The sequence below is a fragment of the Streptomyces sp. NPDC050416 genome, from assembly GCF_044458845.1.
Classification (GTDB): domain Bacteria; phylum Actinomycetota; class Actinomycetes; order Streptomycetales; family Streptomycetaceae; genus Streptomyces.
Map to the genome: position 1 here is coordinate 813,836 of NZ_JBITII010000002.1, position 14,719 is coordinate 828,554.

The following is a 14,719-nucleotide window of genomic DNA, read 5'->3' on the forward strand; positions in this document are numbered from 1 at the left end:
TGTGGCCCCTCAGTCCCATTCCAGGCCGCCGCGCCGCCATACGTACGCGTACGCGACGAAGACGGTGAGCACGAAGAGCAGCATCTCCACGAGCCCGAAAATCCCCAGGGCGTCGAAGGTGACGGCCCAGGGGTAGAGGAAGACGATCTCGATATCGAAAATGATGAAGAGCATCGCCGTCAGGTAGTACTTGATCGGGAAGCGCCCGCCGCCGGCCGGCGTGGGGGTCGGCTCGATCCCGCATTCGTAGGCCTCGAGCTTGGCCCGGTTGTACCGCTTGGGCCCGATCAACGTGGCCATGACCACGGAGAAGATCGCAAAGCCTGCCCCGAGGGCTCCCAGTACGAGGATGGGCGCATAAGCGTTCACCGCTCCTCGCTCCTCTCAGTCGGCACTGACTGCTGGCGGTTTGCATCGGGCTCACTTCCGCCCCCCATGTCGCTCGAACCCCGCCTGCCCCGGCGAAGATCGGGAACATGTGAAGCATGTCACAAGCCCAACCGCGTGCATCTTATGCCCGACGCTCTGTGATCTGCGACACGGGGTATTGCACAAGCTTTGTGATCTCTACCACCTGACGATCGATCATGAAGTCGGATGAGCGGTGATCTTCACACGCGAAGCGTCCGAGTGATCACGAGAGGTGACATTTTGGCTCGTCAGTGCAGGCTGGAGGGGGCGTCTCAATATCAAGAGGGTTCCCTTGCATGCAAATTCGCGAGGGAGTCGATCTCTTGATAGAGGCGCGTTCACACATCGAGGGGCGTGCGGGGCGGGGTGTGGACGCGTGCATCCGTTCACGATCTTCGCGAGGTCGTGATCCGGGCGTGATCTCCCGCGTCGGACGCGTCCGTCCCGGCAGCCGTTCCGTGACCTCCGTCACACGCATGAGAGGTCCATGAGAACGGGGCTTGGCCAATCAACCCAACCGATGGTAGGTGCGGGGCAATTCGGGCGTATTGATCAAAGGCCGTGATCACAGGCCGGTTACGGTGAGCCCGCAATGTCCGTTACGGCGTCAATAAAGGGCGTCGCGAGGTGGTTTTGGGGGCCCGATTGAACAACTGTGGCGCAGCACACGTTTCTTGAAGATATGAAGGAGCCCCTGGTACCGGTTGTTCCCATGTCCCACACCGCTCACATACGCAGCCACCGGAAACCCCGCCGCAGCGCGACGTCTTCGATCGCCCTGCGTGCCGGAGTTGCCGGTGGCGTTCTCAGCATGGCAGCGGCGGGTGCGTCGGCCTCGGCGAACGCCGCCGAGCCGGTCACCCAGACCATCGAACTGCCCACCCTGACGGCCGATATGTCCGCTCAGGTCGCCCAGTCCGCCGCCGCCACCCAGCAGGCGGCCGCGAACTACGAACTGCGCGCCGAGCGTGACGCCGCCGCGGCCAAGGCCGCCGCGGAGGCCAAGAAGGACCTCGCCGAGGCCAAGAAGAAGGCGGAGGCCAAGAAGAAGGCCGCCGAGGCCGCCCGCAAGGCCGCCGCCGAGCGCGCCGCGCGCAGCGCCGAGCGCGCCACGCTCTCCACCTCCGCCTCCGCGTCCGCCTCCACGTCGGTGTCGGCGCCCTCCAGCGGCAGCGTCGCGACCGTCATCGCCTTCCTGAAGGCTCAGGTGGGCGACGCCTACGTCATGGGCGCCACCGGTCCCAACGCCTGGGACTGCTCCTCCCTCGTGCAGGCCGCGTACAAGCAGGTTGGTGTGGACCTGCCGCGCGTCTCGCAGGACCAGTCGATGGCCGGCACGGACGTGCCGCTGTCCGACGTCCAGGTCGGCGACATCCTGTACTGGGGCGGCAAGGGCTCCGCGTACCACGTGGGTGTCTACATCGGCGACGGCCAGTACCTGGACGCGGCCAACCCGTCCAAGGGCGTCGTCATCCAGGACCTGTCGGGCTACCCGGCGTCGGGCGCCGTACGCGTCCTCTGACCGCACGTATACGGGCTTGAGGGCCGTTGCCACTCGGGGGCAGCGGCCCTCCCGGCATGTCCGGAAGGAGAAGCGACGCGCCTGGCGGCCCCAGGAGGCCGCCGCGGCCCTCGCGAAGCCCGGCCCCTGGGCACGGGCCCCGGCGGCTCTCCTGGCGGCCGTGAGAGGCGTCTGCGGGCGCGGCCGGACGGCGCCTGGGACCGCCGTGGGTGATCTGCTGCGATGCCGTCACCGAATTCGGTCCGGACCTGGCCGCGCTGATCGATGACATGTTCCTGACGATGTACATCGCGGACGGTGCCGGACTCGCGGCGAACCAGGTCGGGGTCGACCTGCGGCTGTTCGTGTACGACTGCCCGGACGACGACGGGGTGCGGCACGTCGGGCACGTCGTGAGGGGAACGCAAGGACGCGCGCGGCAGATGGCGGACCGGGCCTTCGGTGCCGAAGGCCCGGGTGCCTGAGTACCCGAGTGCCCGGCCTGATCAGGCCTTCGGTGCCACCTTGCTCAGGCCGTTGATGATGCGGTCCATCGCGTCGCCGCCGGTCGGGTCGGTGAGGTTCGCGAGGAGCTTCAGCGTGAACCTCATCAGCATCGGGTGCGTGAGTCCGCGCTGGGCCGCGATCTGCATGACCTTCGGGTTGCCGATGAGCTTCACGAAGGCCCGGCCGAGCGTGTAGTAGCCGCCGTAGGTGTCCTTGAGGACGCGCGGGTAGCGCTGGAGGGCCATCTCACGGCCGGCCGGCGTCGCCCGCGCGTGCGCCTGCACGATGACGTCGGCGGCGAGCTGGCCGGACTCCATGGCGTAGGCGATGCCCTCGCCGTTGAAGGGGTTCACCAGGCCGCCGGCGTCGCCCACCAGCAACAGCCCCTTGGTGTAGTGGGGCTGGCGGTTGAAGGCCATGGGGAGGGCGGCGCCGCGGATGGGCCCGGTCATGTTGTCGGGGGTGTAGCCCCAGTCCTCCGGCATGGACGCGCACCAGGCCTTCAGGACCTCGCGCCAGTCCAGCTCCTTGAAGGAGTCGGAGGTGTTGAGGACGCCCAGACCGACGTTGGACGTGCCGTCGCCCATGCCGAAGATCCAGCCGTAGCCGGGCAGGAGACGGTCCACGGCGCCGCGGCGGTCCCACAGTTCCAGCCAGGACTCCAGGTAGTCGTCCTCGTGGCGCGGGCTGGTGAAGTACGTCCGTACGGCCACGCCCATCGGGCGGTCCTCGCGGCGGTGCAGGCCCATCGCGAGGGACAGGCGCGTGGAGTTGCCGTCGGCGGCCACCACGAGCGGGGCGCGGAAGGTGACCTCGCGCTTCTCCTCGCCGAGCTTGGCGTGCACGCCGGTGATACGGCCCGTGCGGTCGTCCAGGATCGGCGCGCCCACGTTGCAGCGCTCGAACAGCCGGGCGCCCGCCTTCTGGGCCTGCCGGGCGAGCTGCTCGTCGAAGTCGTCACGCTTGCGGACGAGGCCGTAGTCGGGGAAGGAGGCGAGATCCGGCCAGTCGAGCTGGAGCCGCACCCCGCCGCCGATGATGCGCAGGCCCTTGTTGCGCAGCCAGCCGGCTTCCTCCGAGATGTCGATGCCCATCGCCACCAGCTGCTTGACGGCGCGTGGGGTGAGGCCGTCGCCACAGACCTTCTCGCGCGGGAACTCGGTCTTCTCCAGGAGCAGTACGTCGAGTCCGGCCTTGGCGAGGTGGTACGCGGTGGTGGAGCCGGCTGGCCCCGCGCCGACGACGATGACATCGGCGGTGTTTTCGGAGAGGGGCTCGGTCACGGCGGGATCTCCCCAAGGTTCGAAATCTGCGTGCCGACCGGCACTGGACAGGGGCAGTCTATTCAGCGCTCTTGATCACCCCGCTGAAGGGCTGCCACACCGCACCCCATCGGTGACGTTCCGTAGCCGAGTGTCACAGAAAGACATCTGTCGCTTCCGGCCGGTGTGGAGCGGGAGTTACTCTTCCCCTACCGCTAGGGGTGACATCTGTGCACATATCCCGCAAAACACCCGGAGTGCGGGTACCGCGTCTGGTCGGCCTGATGGCCGTGGACGCGCGGGAGACGGCCCGGGCGCAGGGCCTGCTGCTCACCGCACCGGACCGGCCCGACCTCACGCGCGCCGTCGTCGACCACGTCGTACGCCAGTACCCGCGGCCCGGTGCCGAGGTGCCGCGGGACTCGATGGTCTACGTGTGGTTCGACTTCGGCCCCGGCGAGGGCGGCGGGGGCGTGCACGAGCCGCGGATGCCGAGGCCGCCCAGGGGCGGGCTCCAGCGCGAGCTGGACGAGCCCGGCGACCCGAGCATGGCTCACATGGCCCTCATCTCGCCGTAGGGATCGGCCCCGTAGAGATCGGCTCCCCGTAGGGATCAGCTCTCCTTGAAGCCCCGGTGCAGGGCGACGATGCCGCCGCTGAGGTTGCGCCAGGCCACCCGCGACCAGCCGGCCTTGCCCAGCCGCCCGGCCAGCGCGGGCTGGTCGGGCCAGGCCCGGATGGACTCGGCGAGGTAGACGTAGGCGTCGGGGCTGGAGGACACGGCCCGCGCCACCGGCGGCAGGGCGCGCATCAGGTACTCGGTGTAGACGGTACGCAGCGGCGCCCAGGTGGGATGCGAGAACTCGCAGATCACGACCCGCCCGCCGGGCCGGGTCACCCGGTACATCTCGCGCAGGGCGGCGTCCGTGTCCTGCACGTTTCGCAGCCCGAAGGAGATGGTGACGGCGTCGAAGGTGTCGTCCTTGAAGGGGAGCCGGGTCGCGTCCCCGGCCGTGTAGGGCAGCCAGGGCTGGCGCTGCTTGCCGACCCGGAGCATGCCCTGGGAGAAGTCGCACGGGACGACGTAGGCGCCGGTGCGGGCGAAGGGCAGCGAGGACGTGCCCGTGCCCGCCGCCAGGTCGAGGACCTTCTGCGCGGGGCGCGCGTCGACGGCCTTGGCGACCTCCTTGCGCCATCGCCGGTCCTGGCCGAGGGACAGCACGTCGTTGGTCAGGTCGTACCGTTCCGCCACGTCGTCGAACATCGAGGCGACTTCGTGCGGTTGCTTGTCCAGGGATGCGCGGGTCACGGGCCCATTGTTGCAGTACGCCCGTCCGGGAGAAGGCCCGCCCGGGAGAAGGCGCGGCGGCGGCCGTGACACGGTCTTCCCTGCCTCGGGAGACGTCCGCTGCCGGGAAACGTACTGGGTGTGTGTACCCCTGAGGGCTCAAGAGAACGGGAGCACACGTCATGAGGAGTTACCGGAAGCCTGCGGCGGTCGGACTGGGCTGCCTGACCGCCCTGGTCACCACGGGGTGCTCCGAACAGGCCGAACCGGTCGACCGGGCACGCCCGGCCCCCTCGGCGACAGCCGCCCCCGGCACCTCGCCCCCTGCCGGGGCCGGCACCGCCTACGCCCCGTACGTCAGCGCAACGGATGCCGCCGGCACCGACTCGGCCGGCTCCCCGACGACGTACAACCTGGCCTTCGTCCTGGCCGACGGCGACGACTGCGCCCCGCGCTGGGACGGCGGCCGTGCGATCGGCGACTCCGCGGTGAAGTCCCGCATAGCGCGGCTGATGAAGAACGGCGGCCAGGTCCGGGTCTCCTTCGGCGGCGCCTCCGGCAAGGAACTGGCGGCCGTGTGCGACAGCGCACCGGAACTGGCGGCGGCGTACGGCGCGGCCCTCGACGCGGCCGGTGCCACCCGGGCCGACTTCGACGTCGAGGGCGACGAGCTGGCCGACTCCGCTTCCGTCGCCCTGCGTTCGAAGGCGATCGCGCTGCTCCAGAAGGAACGTCCGGATCTGGAGGTCTCGTTCACGCTCCCCGTCATGCCCTCGGGCCTGGGCGAGGACAGCCTGGCGCTGCTCGGCTCCGCCGACGACAACGGCGTCCAGGTCGCCACGGTCAACCTGATGACGATGAACTACGGCACGTCGTTCGACGGCGACATGGGCGGCTACGCCCGCGCGGCCGCCAGGGCAGCGCACACCCAGCTGAAGAAGGTCTTCGGCACCTCGGACGCGGCGGCCTGGCAGGGCATGGCGCTCACCTCGATGATCGGCGTCAACGACGTCGACGGCGAGACCTTCACGCTCGCCGACGCGGCCGAGGTCCGGGCCTTCGCCGAGGAGAAGGGCATCGGGTGGGTGTCGATGTGGTCGGCCGCGCGGGACCGGCAGTGTGTGGACGGCTCGAAGCGGGACCGGCCGGCGACCGATTGCAGTGGTGTGCGGCAGAGTCCGGGGGCGTTCGCGGAAGCGTTCGCGGGCTGACGGATCACAGGGCTGATCGGCGAGGCCTGCTGATCAGCGAGGGTCGCTGATGAACAGGGGTCGCTGATGAGCAGGTGTCGCTGACCAACAGGGGGCGCTGATCAGCGCCGCCGGTGTACGAGCCGTCCCGCGCACACCGTCGCGACGCACTCCCCCGCGTCGTCGAAGACGGCGAGGTCGGCGCGGCCGGTCGGGACGATCGCGGTGCTGCGCGCACGCGGCAGGACGACGACGTCGTTGCGCTCGGCGGCGGACCGCAGTTCCGGCGAGTCGACGTACTCTTCCAGCACCGCGACCGCGCCGAGCTTCAGCACCTCGTGGACGCGTTCGCGCGGGCTCGGGGCGTCCGGCAGCGGGCCCTCGTGGACCCGGGCGGGACCGAGGGTCCCGGGCCACCTGCGGACCCGGGCCCGGGGGAACGCCTCACGTACGTCGTCGAGTGTGCCGACGGCACCGATCCGGTCCCGTCCGACGGCCACGGCACCGCCCTTGACGGGCTCGGAGTCCCAGGTGACGCGGACGGCGTCGGCCGTGTGAATGGTTTCCAACTACCTCTCCGGCGCCGCTCAGTTGGAGGCGAGCAGCTTCAGCTCGGGGTGAGCCGTGCCGCCCTCGATGGCCGTGGACGAGATGTGCGAGACCACGCGGTCGTCGACGGGGTCGTTCGCCGGGTCGTCGTGCACGACGAGGTGCTCGTACGTGGTCGACCGCTGCGCGGGCACCCGCCCGGCCTTGCGGATCAGGTCGATGATCTCCATCCGGTTGGACCGGTGCTTGGCGCCCGCGGAGGAGACGACGTTCTCCTCCAGCATGATCGAGCCGAGGTCGTCGGCGCCGTAGTGCAGGGAGAGCTGCCCGACCTCCTTGCCCGTGGTCAGCCACGAGCCCTGGATGTGGGCGATGTTGTCCATGAACAGCCGGGCGATCGCGATCATCCGCAGGTACTCGAAGAGGGTCGCCTGCGTGCGGCCCTTCAGGTGGTTGTTCTCGGGCTGGTAGGTGTACGGGATGAAGGCGCGGAAGCCGCCCGTGCGGTCCTGGACGTCCCGGATCATCCGCAGGTGCTCGATGCGCTCGGCGTTGGTCTCGCCGGTGCCCATGAGCATGGTGGAGGTGGACTCGACGCCCAGGTTGTGCGCGATCTCCATGATCTCCAGCCAGCGCTCGCCGGACTCCTTCAGCGGGGCGATGGCCTTGCGGGGCCGCTCGGGCAGCAGTTCGGCTCCGGCACCGGCGAAGGAGTCGAGCCCGGCGGCGTGGATGCGCCGGATGGCCTCCTCGACGCTCACCTTGGAGATCCGGGCCATGTGCTCGACCTCGGACGCCCCCAGGCTGTGGATGACCAGCTGCGGGAACTCCTTCTTGATGGCCGCGAAGTGCTTCTCGTAGTACTCGACGCCGTAGTCCGGGTGGTGTCCGCCCTGGAACATGATCTGGGTGCCGCCCAGCTCGACCGTCTCGGCGCACCGGCGCAGGATGTCGTCCAGGTCGCGGGTCCAGCCCTTGGCGGTGTCCTTGGGGGCGGCGTAGAAGGCGCAGAAGCGGCACGCCGTGACGCAGACGTTCGTGTAGTTGATGTTGCGCTCGATGATGTACGTCGCGATGTGCTCGGTGCCGGCGTACCTGCGGCGGCGTACGGCGTCGGCCGCGGCGCCCAGCGCGTGCAGGGGGGCGTCCCGGTACAGGGCGAGCGCCTCGTCGGGGGTGATCCGCCCACCGGCGGCTGCACGGTCGAGGATGGGCTGAAGGTCGGCCTTCTCGGTCACCGGGCGTCCCTTTCGTAAGGGTTGTGGACGGACCAGCCCAGCGTACGCCAGCCGTTCGGGCCGCTGGACGTCAGGCCTTCGGGCCTTCGCGCATTCGGACCTGCGGGCAATCGGGCCTGCGGGCAATCGGGCGTTGATGTCGTCAGGCCGCGTACGCCCCGGCCAGGAGTCCGAGGAAGGCCCCGGAGATCAGGAACGGCCCGAAGGGGATGGCCGTCTTGCGCCCGGCCCGCCGCGCGACCACGAGGGCACCGCCGTACAGCGCGCCCAGCAGGAACCCGGCGAAGGTGCCGAGCATCACCGTCGGCCAGCCGTACCAGCCGAGCACCGCCCCCGCGCCGAGGGCGAGCTTGACGTCGCCGAAGCCCATCCCCGCGGGGTTGATGAGGAACAGCACGAAGTAGCCGCCGCCCAGCGCGAGCGAGCCGAGCAGGGCGGTCGTCCACTGTCCCGCGTGCTCGGGCACGAGCGCGGTGAGGCCGAGCAGGACGAGCGCGGCCGCGGCAAAGGGGAGGGTGAGCGGGTCGGGCAGCCGCCGCACCCGGAAGTCGACGGCCGTCAGCAGCACCCCGACGGGCGCGAGCAGCAGCCAGACGCCGAGCTCGGGCCGGGTGCCGGTGGCGGCGGCGAGGGCGGCGCAGACGAGGGCGGTGGCGATCACCAGGGGTGTCGTACGCGGCCCGTATCCGGCCTCCTCGCGATCCTCGCATTCCGGGCAGGAGGCCCGTCCGAGCCAGCCCTTGAGCCAGCCCTTGAGGGTGTGGCCGCCGGGGCACCGCTCCCGCCACGGCTCCCCCGAGGGTGCCGAGAACCGGTAGGCCGCGCGCGGCAGGAACGCGCCCGCCGCCGCGCCCCACAGCGCGGCGGCGATGACCAGGACCCCGGTGTTCATCCCACCGCGGCGATCGCGTCGCGCCACGTCGGCAGCAGCTCGTCGAGCAGTGCCTCGGTACGCGGCGGCAGCCCGCGGGCCCCGCTGCGGCCGATGAGGTCGGTGGCGAGCGAGGTCAGCCGGGACGTGTCGCCGGTGGCGTGGGTGGCGCGCAGCAGCTCGTGCCACAGGCGTTCGTCGGCCGGGGCGGTGCGCAGGGCGGCGTTGAGGGCCTCGATGGCCTTCTCGGCGCGGTTCTTCTCCATGTGGAACTCGCACAGCGCGAGCCCGGTGTCCGCGACGAGCAGCGGCAGCTGGGCGTCGACGATCTCGTGGGTGAGCCACCGGTAGCGGCCCTCGGGCCGGTCGGCGAGCAGCGGCCCGCGCACCAGCACGAGCGCGTCGGTGAGCAGCCGCCCGCGCACGGCCCGGCTGCCGACGCCCTTGCCCTGCGTGGCCTCGTGGTAGAGGGACCGCAGCACGTCCAGGTCGGAGACGACGGACTTGGCGAGCGTGAGCCGGCCGCTGCCGTCGGTGCCGAGGCGGGGCGTGCCGTCGGGATCGGCGCCGAGCCAGTCGCGCAGCCGGTCCAGCAGCGCGCCCCGCACGTCGTCGGTGACGCCGCGCGGCCACAGCGCGGAGGACAGCACGCGCGGGTGCACGCCCTCGCGGTGCAGGAGCAGCAGGGCGAGCGCCTCGTGGAGGAGGGCGCTGCGGTCCCCGTCCGGGGTGCCGAGGCCGATGATCTCGTACGGCCCGACGAGCCGGGCGTAGACGGCCGGCCGGCCCTGCTCGCTGATGTCGACGAGGAACGGCGGGGTGTTCGCGGGCCTGTTGGATTCGCGCTCCGGGTCCGCGTCGACGAACAGCTCGACGACGGCCTGCTGTTGGGCAGCGGGCAGCATCTGGGCGTCGAGTTCGAGGCCGAGGAGGGGCGCGAGCAGCTTGCCCTGGCCGGTGATCTCCATCTCCCAGGCGGCGCCCGGCAGGTCGCCGGTCTCGGTGCCGACGAGGTAGCCGATGCCGAGCCGGCTGGCGTCGGCGGCGAGTTCGGCGAGCTTGACGGCGTCCTCGGCGGACGGCTGGGCGGCGAGCAGGACCAGGTGCGGGGCCCAGCGGGTGTGCTGGGCGGGCCCGGTGCGCCCGGTGAGGACGGAGTCGTGCCCGGCGGCGCCCAGCGCTCCGCGCCGCTGCCGCGTCTCGGCCTCCATGGTCTCGACGAGCGCTTCGACGTCCTCCAGGTGCCGGATCCGGTTGGGGGCGAGGGGGGTGAGGTCCTGCCCGAAGCCGACGAGCGTGATGGTCATGCGGTCGGACCAGCCGTTGGTCGCCAACTCGGCGGCGACGGACGCGAAGACGGCGGCCCGGTCGGCCTCCCGGCCGCTCAGCGACACGATGCCGGGGACGGCCTCCAGGTTGAGCAGCAGCCGCGAGTCGTCCATGGTGCCGAGGCTGACGAGTCCCGGGTAGGGCGCGGCCGTGTCGACGTCCTCGTAGCGCTCGGCGTCGGTCCGGGCCAGCATCCAGAAGGTCTGGTCCTGCCCCTGCTGCCAGGGGGCGGGCGGCTTCCCGGCGGGCTGGGCGAGCTGGAGGTGCAGGTCGCCGTTGCTCAGCCAGGCGGCGTACACGACCGGCAGCGCGCGCGACTCCTCGGCGAGGGAGGCGGCGAGACCGCGCAGCGACCGGTCGAGCAGCCGCACGCCCTCGGGGTCGGCGCCGACAAGCAGCGCGTCCTGGACGTCCTGCGCGTCCCCGCTCGGCGTGGGCGGCTCCATACCGCGCCGCCCGCCGACGGCCCCGAACGCCGACTGCCACAGCGCCTGCCGGCGCCGCCGCCCCAGGGCGCCGAGGAGACCGGCGGCGAGGAGGGGCGCGGTGAGCAGGGCCTCGGGCAGACCGAAGGAGCTGCCGGACTCGGCGTCGACGGAGGTGGCCTGCTGGTGACCGGAGTCGGGGGCGGGCCGCTGCTCGGGGACGGACACCTGGGTGGCGCCACCACCGGCGTGCTCGTGTCCACCGCCCTGGACGCCGGAGCCCCCTCCGCCCTGGGCGTGGTCCCCGGTCTGGGCGTAGTCGCTGATCTGCTGCTGCACGTCGGGCGACACGTTGGGCGCCTCATCGGGCATCTCCACGAGCTCGCCGCCGCGCGCGTCGCCCGGCATCTCCATGATCCATCCGGGCCGGATGAGACTGGCCTCGGAGAGCTTGGACCCGTCCGGCTGGACGCGGTCCTTGTTGAGCTCGAAGATCTCCTTGTAGCGACGCCCGTCACCGAGGTGCCGTTCCGCTATCTCCCACAGGGAGTCGTGGTGACGTCCCTCGGGCGGCTGGATCCGGTAGTACTTCGTGTCGCCCTGCTTGGCGGTGCTGCCGCCGGCGTCGGCGTGCGAGGCGGCGTGCGAGGCCTGCTCGGCGAGGGCGGCCGCGGTGCCGGCGGCCTGCTCCTGCTGCTGGGCGAAGAACCCCGGGGTCTGCTGGGCCGAGGCGACGGTCGGCTTCTGATGGGCGTCGTAGCCGCCCTGCCCGAGCTGCGACAGGCCGGGCGTGAAGCTGGCCGCGGTGGCGCCGACGAGCAGCAGCGCGGCGACGAGTTGCCGGGCGAGCAACTGACTGGGCCCGGCGCCGGGCACCCGCCCCGGCACCCCGACACCGGACAGCGCGGCCTTCATCTCCACCAGCACGCAGGCGGTGAACTGGGCCCACGCCAGCCACACCACGACGGTGAGGATGTTCAGGAACGTCTCGACGGTGATCTCTTGCTGGAGCCAGTCGAGGCTCGGCACCCCGCTCGGCAACGGCCACCCGATCTGCGTTGCCAGCGCGCCGGGCACGCCGACGAGGAGCACGGCCAGGGCGAGGAACGCGAAGAACGCCTTGACGAAGTCCCCGAACGACCGCCGCCGGATCCTCACCGGCTGCGGCGTCCGGTTCCTGGGAGCAGCCGTCGTTCCCGTCGTTCCCGACGTACTTCCCGTCGAGCTTGACGAGCTTGAGGTGCGGCGTCGCGGCATGGCGGGTGTCCTGGGGTCGTGTGTGAGCGCGGTGAGGCGAACTGGGGGCCGAGAGGTGTGCTGAGCCTACAGAGATCTTATTGACTCTTATTGAGGTCGTCGAAGGGCGCAGGGGGCGAGGGTCGTTGACGTCCGTTTTGCCCTCGCAGTGGCGTGCGCTTGCGGTCTGCGACGGGGCGGCAGGGTTCGCCCCCTTCGCGATTGCCATGCACGCTCCTCACATTCCCCACGCAATCCCCTACGGCCTCTCAAGGGCCCATTACCCGCCCCTGATAGCTTCGTTCCCTGCCGCATACACCGAACACCGGGGGAGACGAACCGTGGCACGCCGCGCCCTGACCACCACCGCCGCCGCACTCACCGCGACAGCGGCGCTTCTGCTCACCGCTTGCGGCGGAGGTGGCGGAGACTCTTCGGACGACATCGAGGGGGCGGACCAGGGGGCGAGGAGTCCGTCGGCTTCACCGTCGAAGGCCGCGGATGCGGACCGCCCGGATCTCAGCCTGCCGAAGGACCTGAAGATGGTCTTCGACTTCGACAAGCCGTCCGACAGCGATGAGGCGGCTGCGCTGGACGACTCCGCCAACTTCATCCGGGCGCTGAAGCACGCCGTCGTCGCCCAGGACCCGAACGACTCGGCTTACAGGTTCTACTCCCGAGCCGGAGCTGCCAAGTACGCGAAGTCACAGATCGAGGCGTGGGTGAAGGGCGGCTGGACCCCGACAGGCGAGGACCAGTACTACGACGCCGCTACGAGCAAGTCCGAGGACGCGAAAGCCGTCCTCGTCACCTTCTGCCGCAACCAGGCCAAGTCGTACAGCAAGGACATCAAGACCAACAAGATCCATTACACGAAGGAAAGCCTCGACAGTTACCTGAAGTACCGCATCTTGATGCAGCCCTCGGCCGACTCCCCCGGCATCTGGCAGGCGCAGCAGATCGAGGTCGCGGGCAAGGCCAAGGAGTGTCAGCAGTGACGGGGACCGGCCGAAGCGCAGCATGGACAGCCGCGCTGACCGCCACCGTGCTCTTGTGCTCGCCGGGCGCAGCCTTCGCCGACGAAGTACCGGCGCCCACGACGCCCAGTCAGCCTGCCGAGAAGCCCTCCGGTGACTCCGACGGTCGCACCCTGCTGGCGTCCGTCTCGCAATCCCGCATCCAGGTCAGCCACCCCGACGGCCGAACCGAACAAGATTCCATGGACGAACTGACGTCCGTCGACCCCGATTGGGAGCCCCCGGTCTGCTGGTACGAGCCGGTCTTCACTCCGGACGGGCTCAAATCCGCGGTCGAGGACTTGCAGAAGAACGGCGGGATGGGCGCCGTCAACGCCCACGAGTGGTGGACCTCGGGCATCTTCGTCGATCACTACGACAAGGGTGAACCGCAGGACAACTTCGATCTCAAGTCGCCCACGAACAGCACCGCCGAGGGGTACAACAACTACAACATCGGCAAGGAGGGCATGTTCTGGCGCAGTGTTGTCCGCAAGGGTCACGAGAACGACATCAAGGCCTGGGATTGCGGCCGGATCATGTTCTGGCAGGACGCCGGCACGATCCCGGACGACGAGCATGCGCCGACTCCTGAGACGCTTGCGGCTTACGCCTACGACAAGATCGAGGTGCCCCAGACCAAGATCGACGTCAAGCCCGAGGCCAAGTCCACGGTGAACCTGCCCACTTGGGTGTGGTTGGACAAGGGCACCTTCAAGGAGGTCAAGGTCCGAGCCGAACTGCCGAACACGGGGCTGTGGGCGGAGACGACGGCCAAGCCGGTGGCCCTGCACCTGGAACCGGGCACGGACGACGCCGAGACCTTCCCGGCCTCTGGTGACTGTGAGATCAACGAGGACGGCTCGATCGGAACGCCCTACGCCAAGGGCGACGCCGACAAGACCCCGCCTTGCGGTATCAGGTACCTGCGCGCCACGAACGGTGAGCCGTACCAGCTGAAGGCCAGCATCACCTGGCAGATTTCATGGGAAGGCACGGGCGGCGCGAACGGCGATCTCCCGGATGGCACCTTCGAGACGACCCAGGACATGAACGTCCAGGAGATCCAGTCGGTCAACCGCTGACTCTTCAACCAGCGCATTCGGACGCCTTTCGCGAGTCGTTCCATGGCCTCACGTTCTCCACACAACCCACCACAGCCTCTCAAGGCCCCATCCCGACCTCTAATAACTTCGTTCTCTGCCGCATACACCGAACACCGGGGGAGATGAACCGTGGCCCGCCGCCCCCTGACCTCCACTGCCGCCTTGCTGACCGTGACGGCGGCGCTGCTTCTGACCGCGTGCGGTAGTGGCGATTCGCCATCGGACGACATCAAGGGAGCGGGCAGCGGGTCGAGCAACCCGTCGGCCTCCGCTTCGGCGTCCTCTGCGGCGCCCGAGGCCAAGCGCCCTGTGATCAAGCTCCCCAGCACCTTCCGGCTGACCTTCGAGAACTGGACGAACAGCGACCCCGTCGAGCAGGCCGTGCTCAATGACGGCAAGGAGGAAATCCGGGCCGGGTACGCGGCGATCATCGAGAACGACCCCGACAGCGAGGCTGTCGCCTTGTACGACACAGAAGGGGTCCGCGGGCTGACCAAGAAGTGGATCAAGTCCTACACGGACAAGAACGTCACCGTCATCGGCAAACTGCCCGTCTTCAGTCCCAAGGTCAGCCTGGCGAAGAACGGCAAGGGAGCATCGCTCAGTTACTGCACGGACGAGAGCGCGGCGAAGACCAGGAGCCGCAAGACCGGCAAGGTCGAGGGGAACCCGGCAGGCACGGACCCCTACGTCCTCTACTCGGTCTCCCTGGCGAAGAACGAGCAGGGCGTGTGGCAGAACGCGTCGGTGCACTCCGAGCGAGGGGCATGCTCCAGGTGACCACACCCGC

13 protein-coding genes and 1 pseudogene are annotated in these 14,719 nt (G+C 70.0%); 7 read left to right on the forward strand and 7 right to left on the reverse strand.

The features are described from left to right. Positions 1-9: 9 nt before the first annotated feature. Positions 10-369 (reverse strand): NADH-quinone oxidoreductase subunit A, encoded by a 360-nt coding sequence (locus tag ACIBL4_RS08830; RefSeq protein WP_003974383.1) that lies wholly within the window; start codon positions 367-369, stop codon positions 10-12. A 724-nt stretch (positions 370-1,093) separates the two neighbouring features. Here ACIBL4_RS08830 and ACIBL4_RS08835 point away from each other — a divergent pair. Together ACIBL4_RS08835 and ACIBL4_RS08840 are read left to right on the forward strand one after the other, a co-directional pair. Beyond that, the gene (locus ACIBL4_RS08835) at positions 1,094-1,933 is read left to right on the forward strand and encodes a C40 family peptidase (protein ID WP_356925227.1); all 840 of its coding nucleotides are present in this window, start codon (positions 1,094-1,096) and stop codon (positions 1,931-1,933) included. A 218-nt stretch (positions 1,934-2,151) separates the two neighbouring features. Further along, a pseudogene (locus ACIBL4_RS08840) lies at positions 2,152-2,394 on the forward strand (peptide deformylase); the annotation flags it as partial. 24 nt (positions 2,395-2,418) lie between these two features. Here the strand turns inward: ACIBL4_RS08840 and ACIBL4_RS08845 are convergent. Next, positions 2,419-3,702, reverse strand: coding sequence for a geranylgeranyl reductase family protein (locus ACIBL4_RS08845; protein ID WP_399407809.1), 1,284 nt, complete (start codon positions 3,700-3,702; stop codon positions 2,419-2,421). Positions 3,703-3,938: 236 nt separating this feature from the next. Between ACIBL4_RS08845 and ACIBL4_RS08850 the strand changes: the two genes are divergently transcribed. Further along, the gene (locus tag ACIBL4_RS08850; RefSeq protein ID WP_399407811.1) at positions 3,939-4,259 is read left to right on the forward strand and encodes a PASTA domain-containing protein; all 321 of its coding nucleotides are present in this window, start codon (positions 3,939-3,941) and stop codon (positions 4,257-4,259) included. A gap of 35 nt (positions 4,260-4,294) precedes the next feature. Here ACIBL4_RS08850 and ACIBL4_RS08855 read toward each other — a convergent pair whose 3' ends face one another. Beyond that, positions 4,295-4,990, reverse strand: a complete 696-nt coding sequence (locus ACIBL4_RS08855; protein ID WP_399407813.1) for a demethylmenaquinone methyltransferase — start codon at positions 4,988-4,990, stop codon at positions 4,295-4,297. A 161-nt stretch (positions 4,991-5,151) separates the two neighbouring features. On the opposite strand from ACIBL4_RS08855, the gene ACIBL4_RS08860 reads away from it, so the two are divergent. After that, positions 5,152-6,180, forward strand: a complete 1,029-nt coding sequence (locus ACIBL4_RS08860; RefSeq protein ID WP_399407815.1) for a chitinase — start codon at positions 5,152-5,154, stop codon at positions 6,178-6,180. Positions 6,181-6,281: 101 nt separating this feature from the next. On the opposite strand, the gene ACIBL4_RS08865 is transcribed toward ACIBL4_RS08860, so the two are convergent. From ACIBL4_RS08865 to ACIBL4_RS08880, 4 genes are all read right to left on the reverse strand, one after another. Beyond that, positions 6,282-6,728, reverse strand: coding sequence for a hypothetical protein (locus ACIBL4_RS08865; RefSeq protein ID WP_399407817.1), 447 nt, complete (start codon positions 6,726-6,728; stop codon positions 6,282-6,284). 18 nt (positions 6,729-6,746) lie between these two features. Continuing rightward, the gene (gene mqnC, locus ACIBL4_RS08870) at positions 6,747-7,946 is read right to left on the reverse strand and encodes a cyclic dehypoxanthinyl futalosine synthase (protein WP_356925234.1); all 1,200 of its coding nucleotides are present in this window, start codon (positions 7,944-7,946) and stop codon (positions 6,747-6,749) included. Positions 7,947-8,088: 142 nt separating this feature from the next. After that, positions 8,089-8,838 (reverse strand): prepilin peptidase, encoded by a 750-nt coding sequence (locus tag ACIBL4_RS08875; RefSeq protein WP_399407820.1) that lies wholly within the window; start codon positions 8,836-8,838, stop codon positions 8,089-8,091. Continuing rightward, the gene (locus ACIBL4_RS08880; RefSeq protein ID WP_399407822.1) at positions 8,835-11,828 is read right to left on the reverse strand and encodes a BTAD domain-containing putative transcriptional regulator; all 2,994 of its coding nucleotides are present in this window, start codon (positions 11,826-11,828) and stop codon (positions 8,835-8,837) included. Before ACIBL4_RS08880 ends, ACIBL4_RS08875 begins: the two co-directional genes overlap by 4 nt. A gap of 320 nt (positions 11,829-12,148) precedes the next feature. Here ACIBL4_RS08880 and ACIBL4_RS08885 point away from each other — a divergent pair, with 320 nt between their 5' ends. The 3 genes from ACIBL4_RS08885 to ACIBL4_RS08895 all read left to right on the forward strand — a co-directional run bounded on the left by ACIBL4_RS08885 (position 12,149) and on the right by ACIBL4_RS08895 (position 14,709). Then, positions 12,149-12,805, forward strand: coding sequence for a hypothetical protein (locus tag ACIBL4_RS08885; RefSeq protein ID WP_399407824.1), 657 nt, complete (start codon positions 12,149-12,151; stop codon positions 12,803-12,805). A gap of 221 nt (positions 12,806-13,026) precedes the next feature. Continuing rightward, positions 13,027-13,908 (forward strand): hypothetical protein, encoded by an 882-nt coding sequence (locus ACIBL4_RS08890; RefSeq protein ID WP_399407826.1) that lies wholly within the window; start codon positions 13,027-13,029, stop codon positions 13,906-13,908. A gap of 150 nt (positions 13,909-14,058) precedes the next feature. Continuing rightward, positions 14,059-14,709 carry a hypothetical protein gene (locus ACIBL4_RS08895; RefSeq protein WP_399407828.1) on the forward strand — a complete coding sequence of 217 codons (651 nt, stop codon included), beginning with the start codon at positions 14,059-14,061 and terminating at the stop codon, positions 14,707-14,709. Positions 14,710-14,719: the final 10 nt, after the last annotated feature.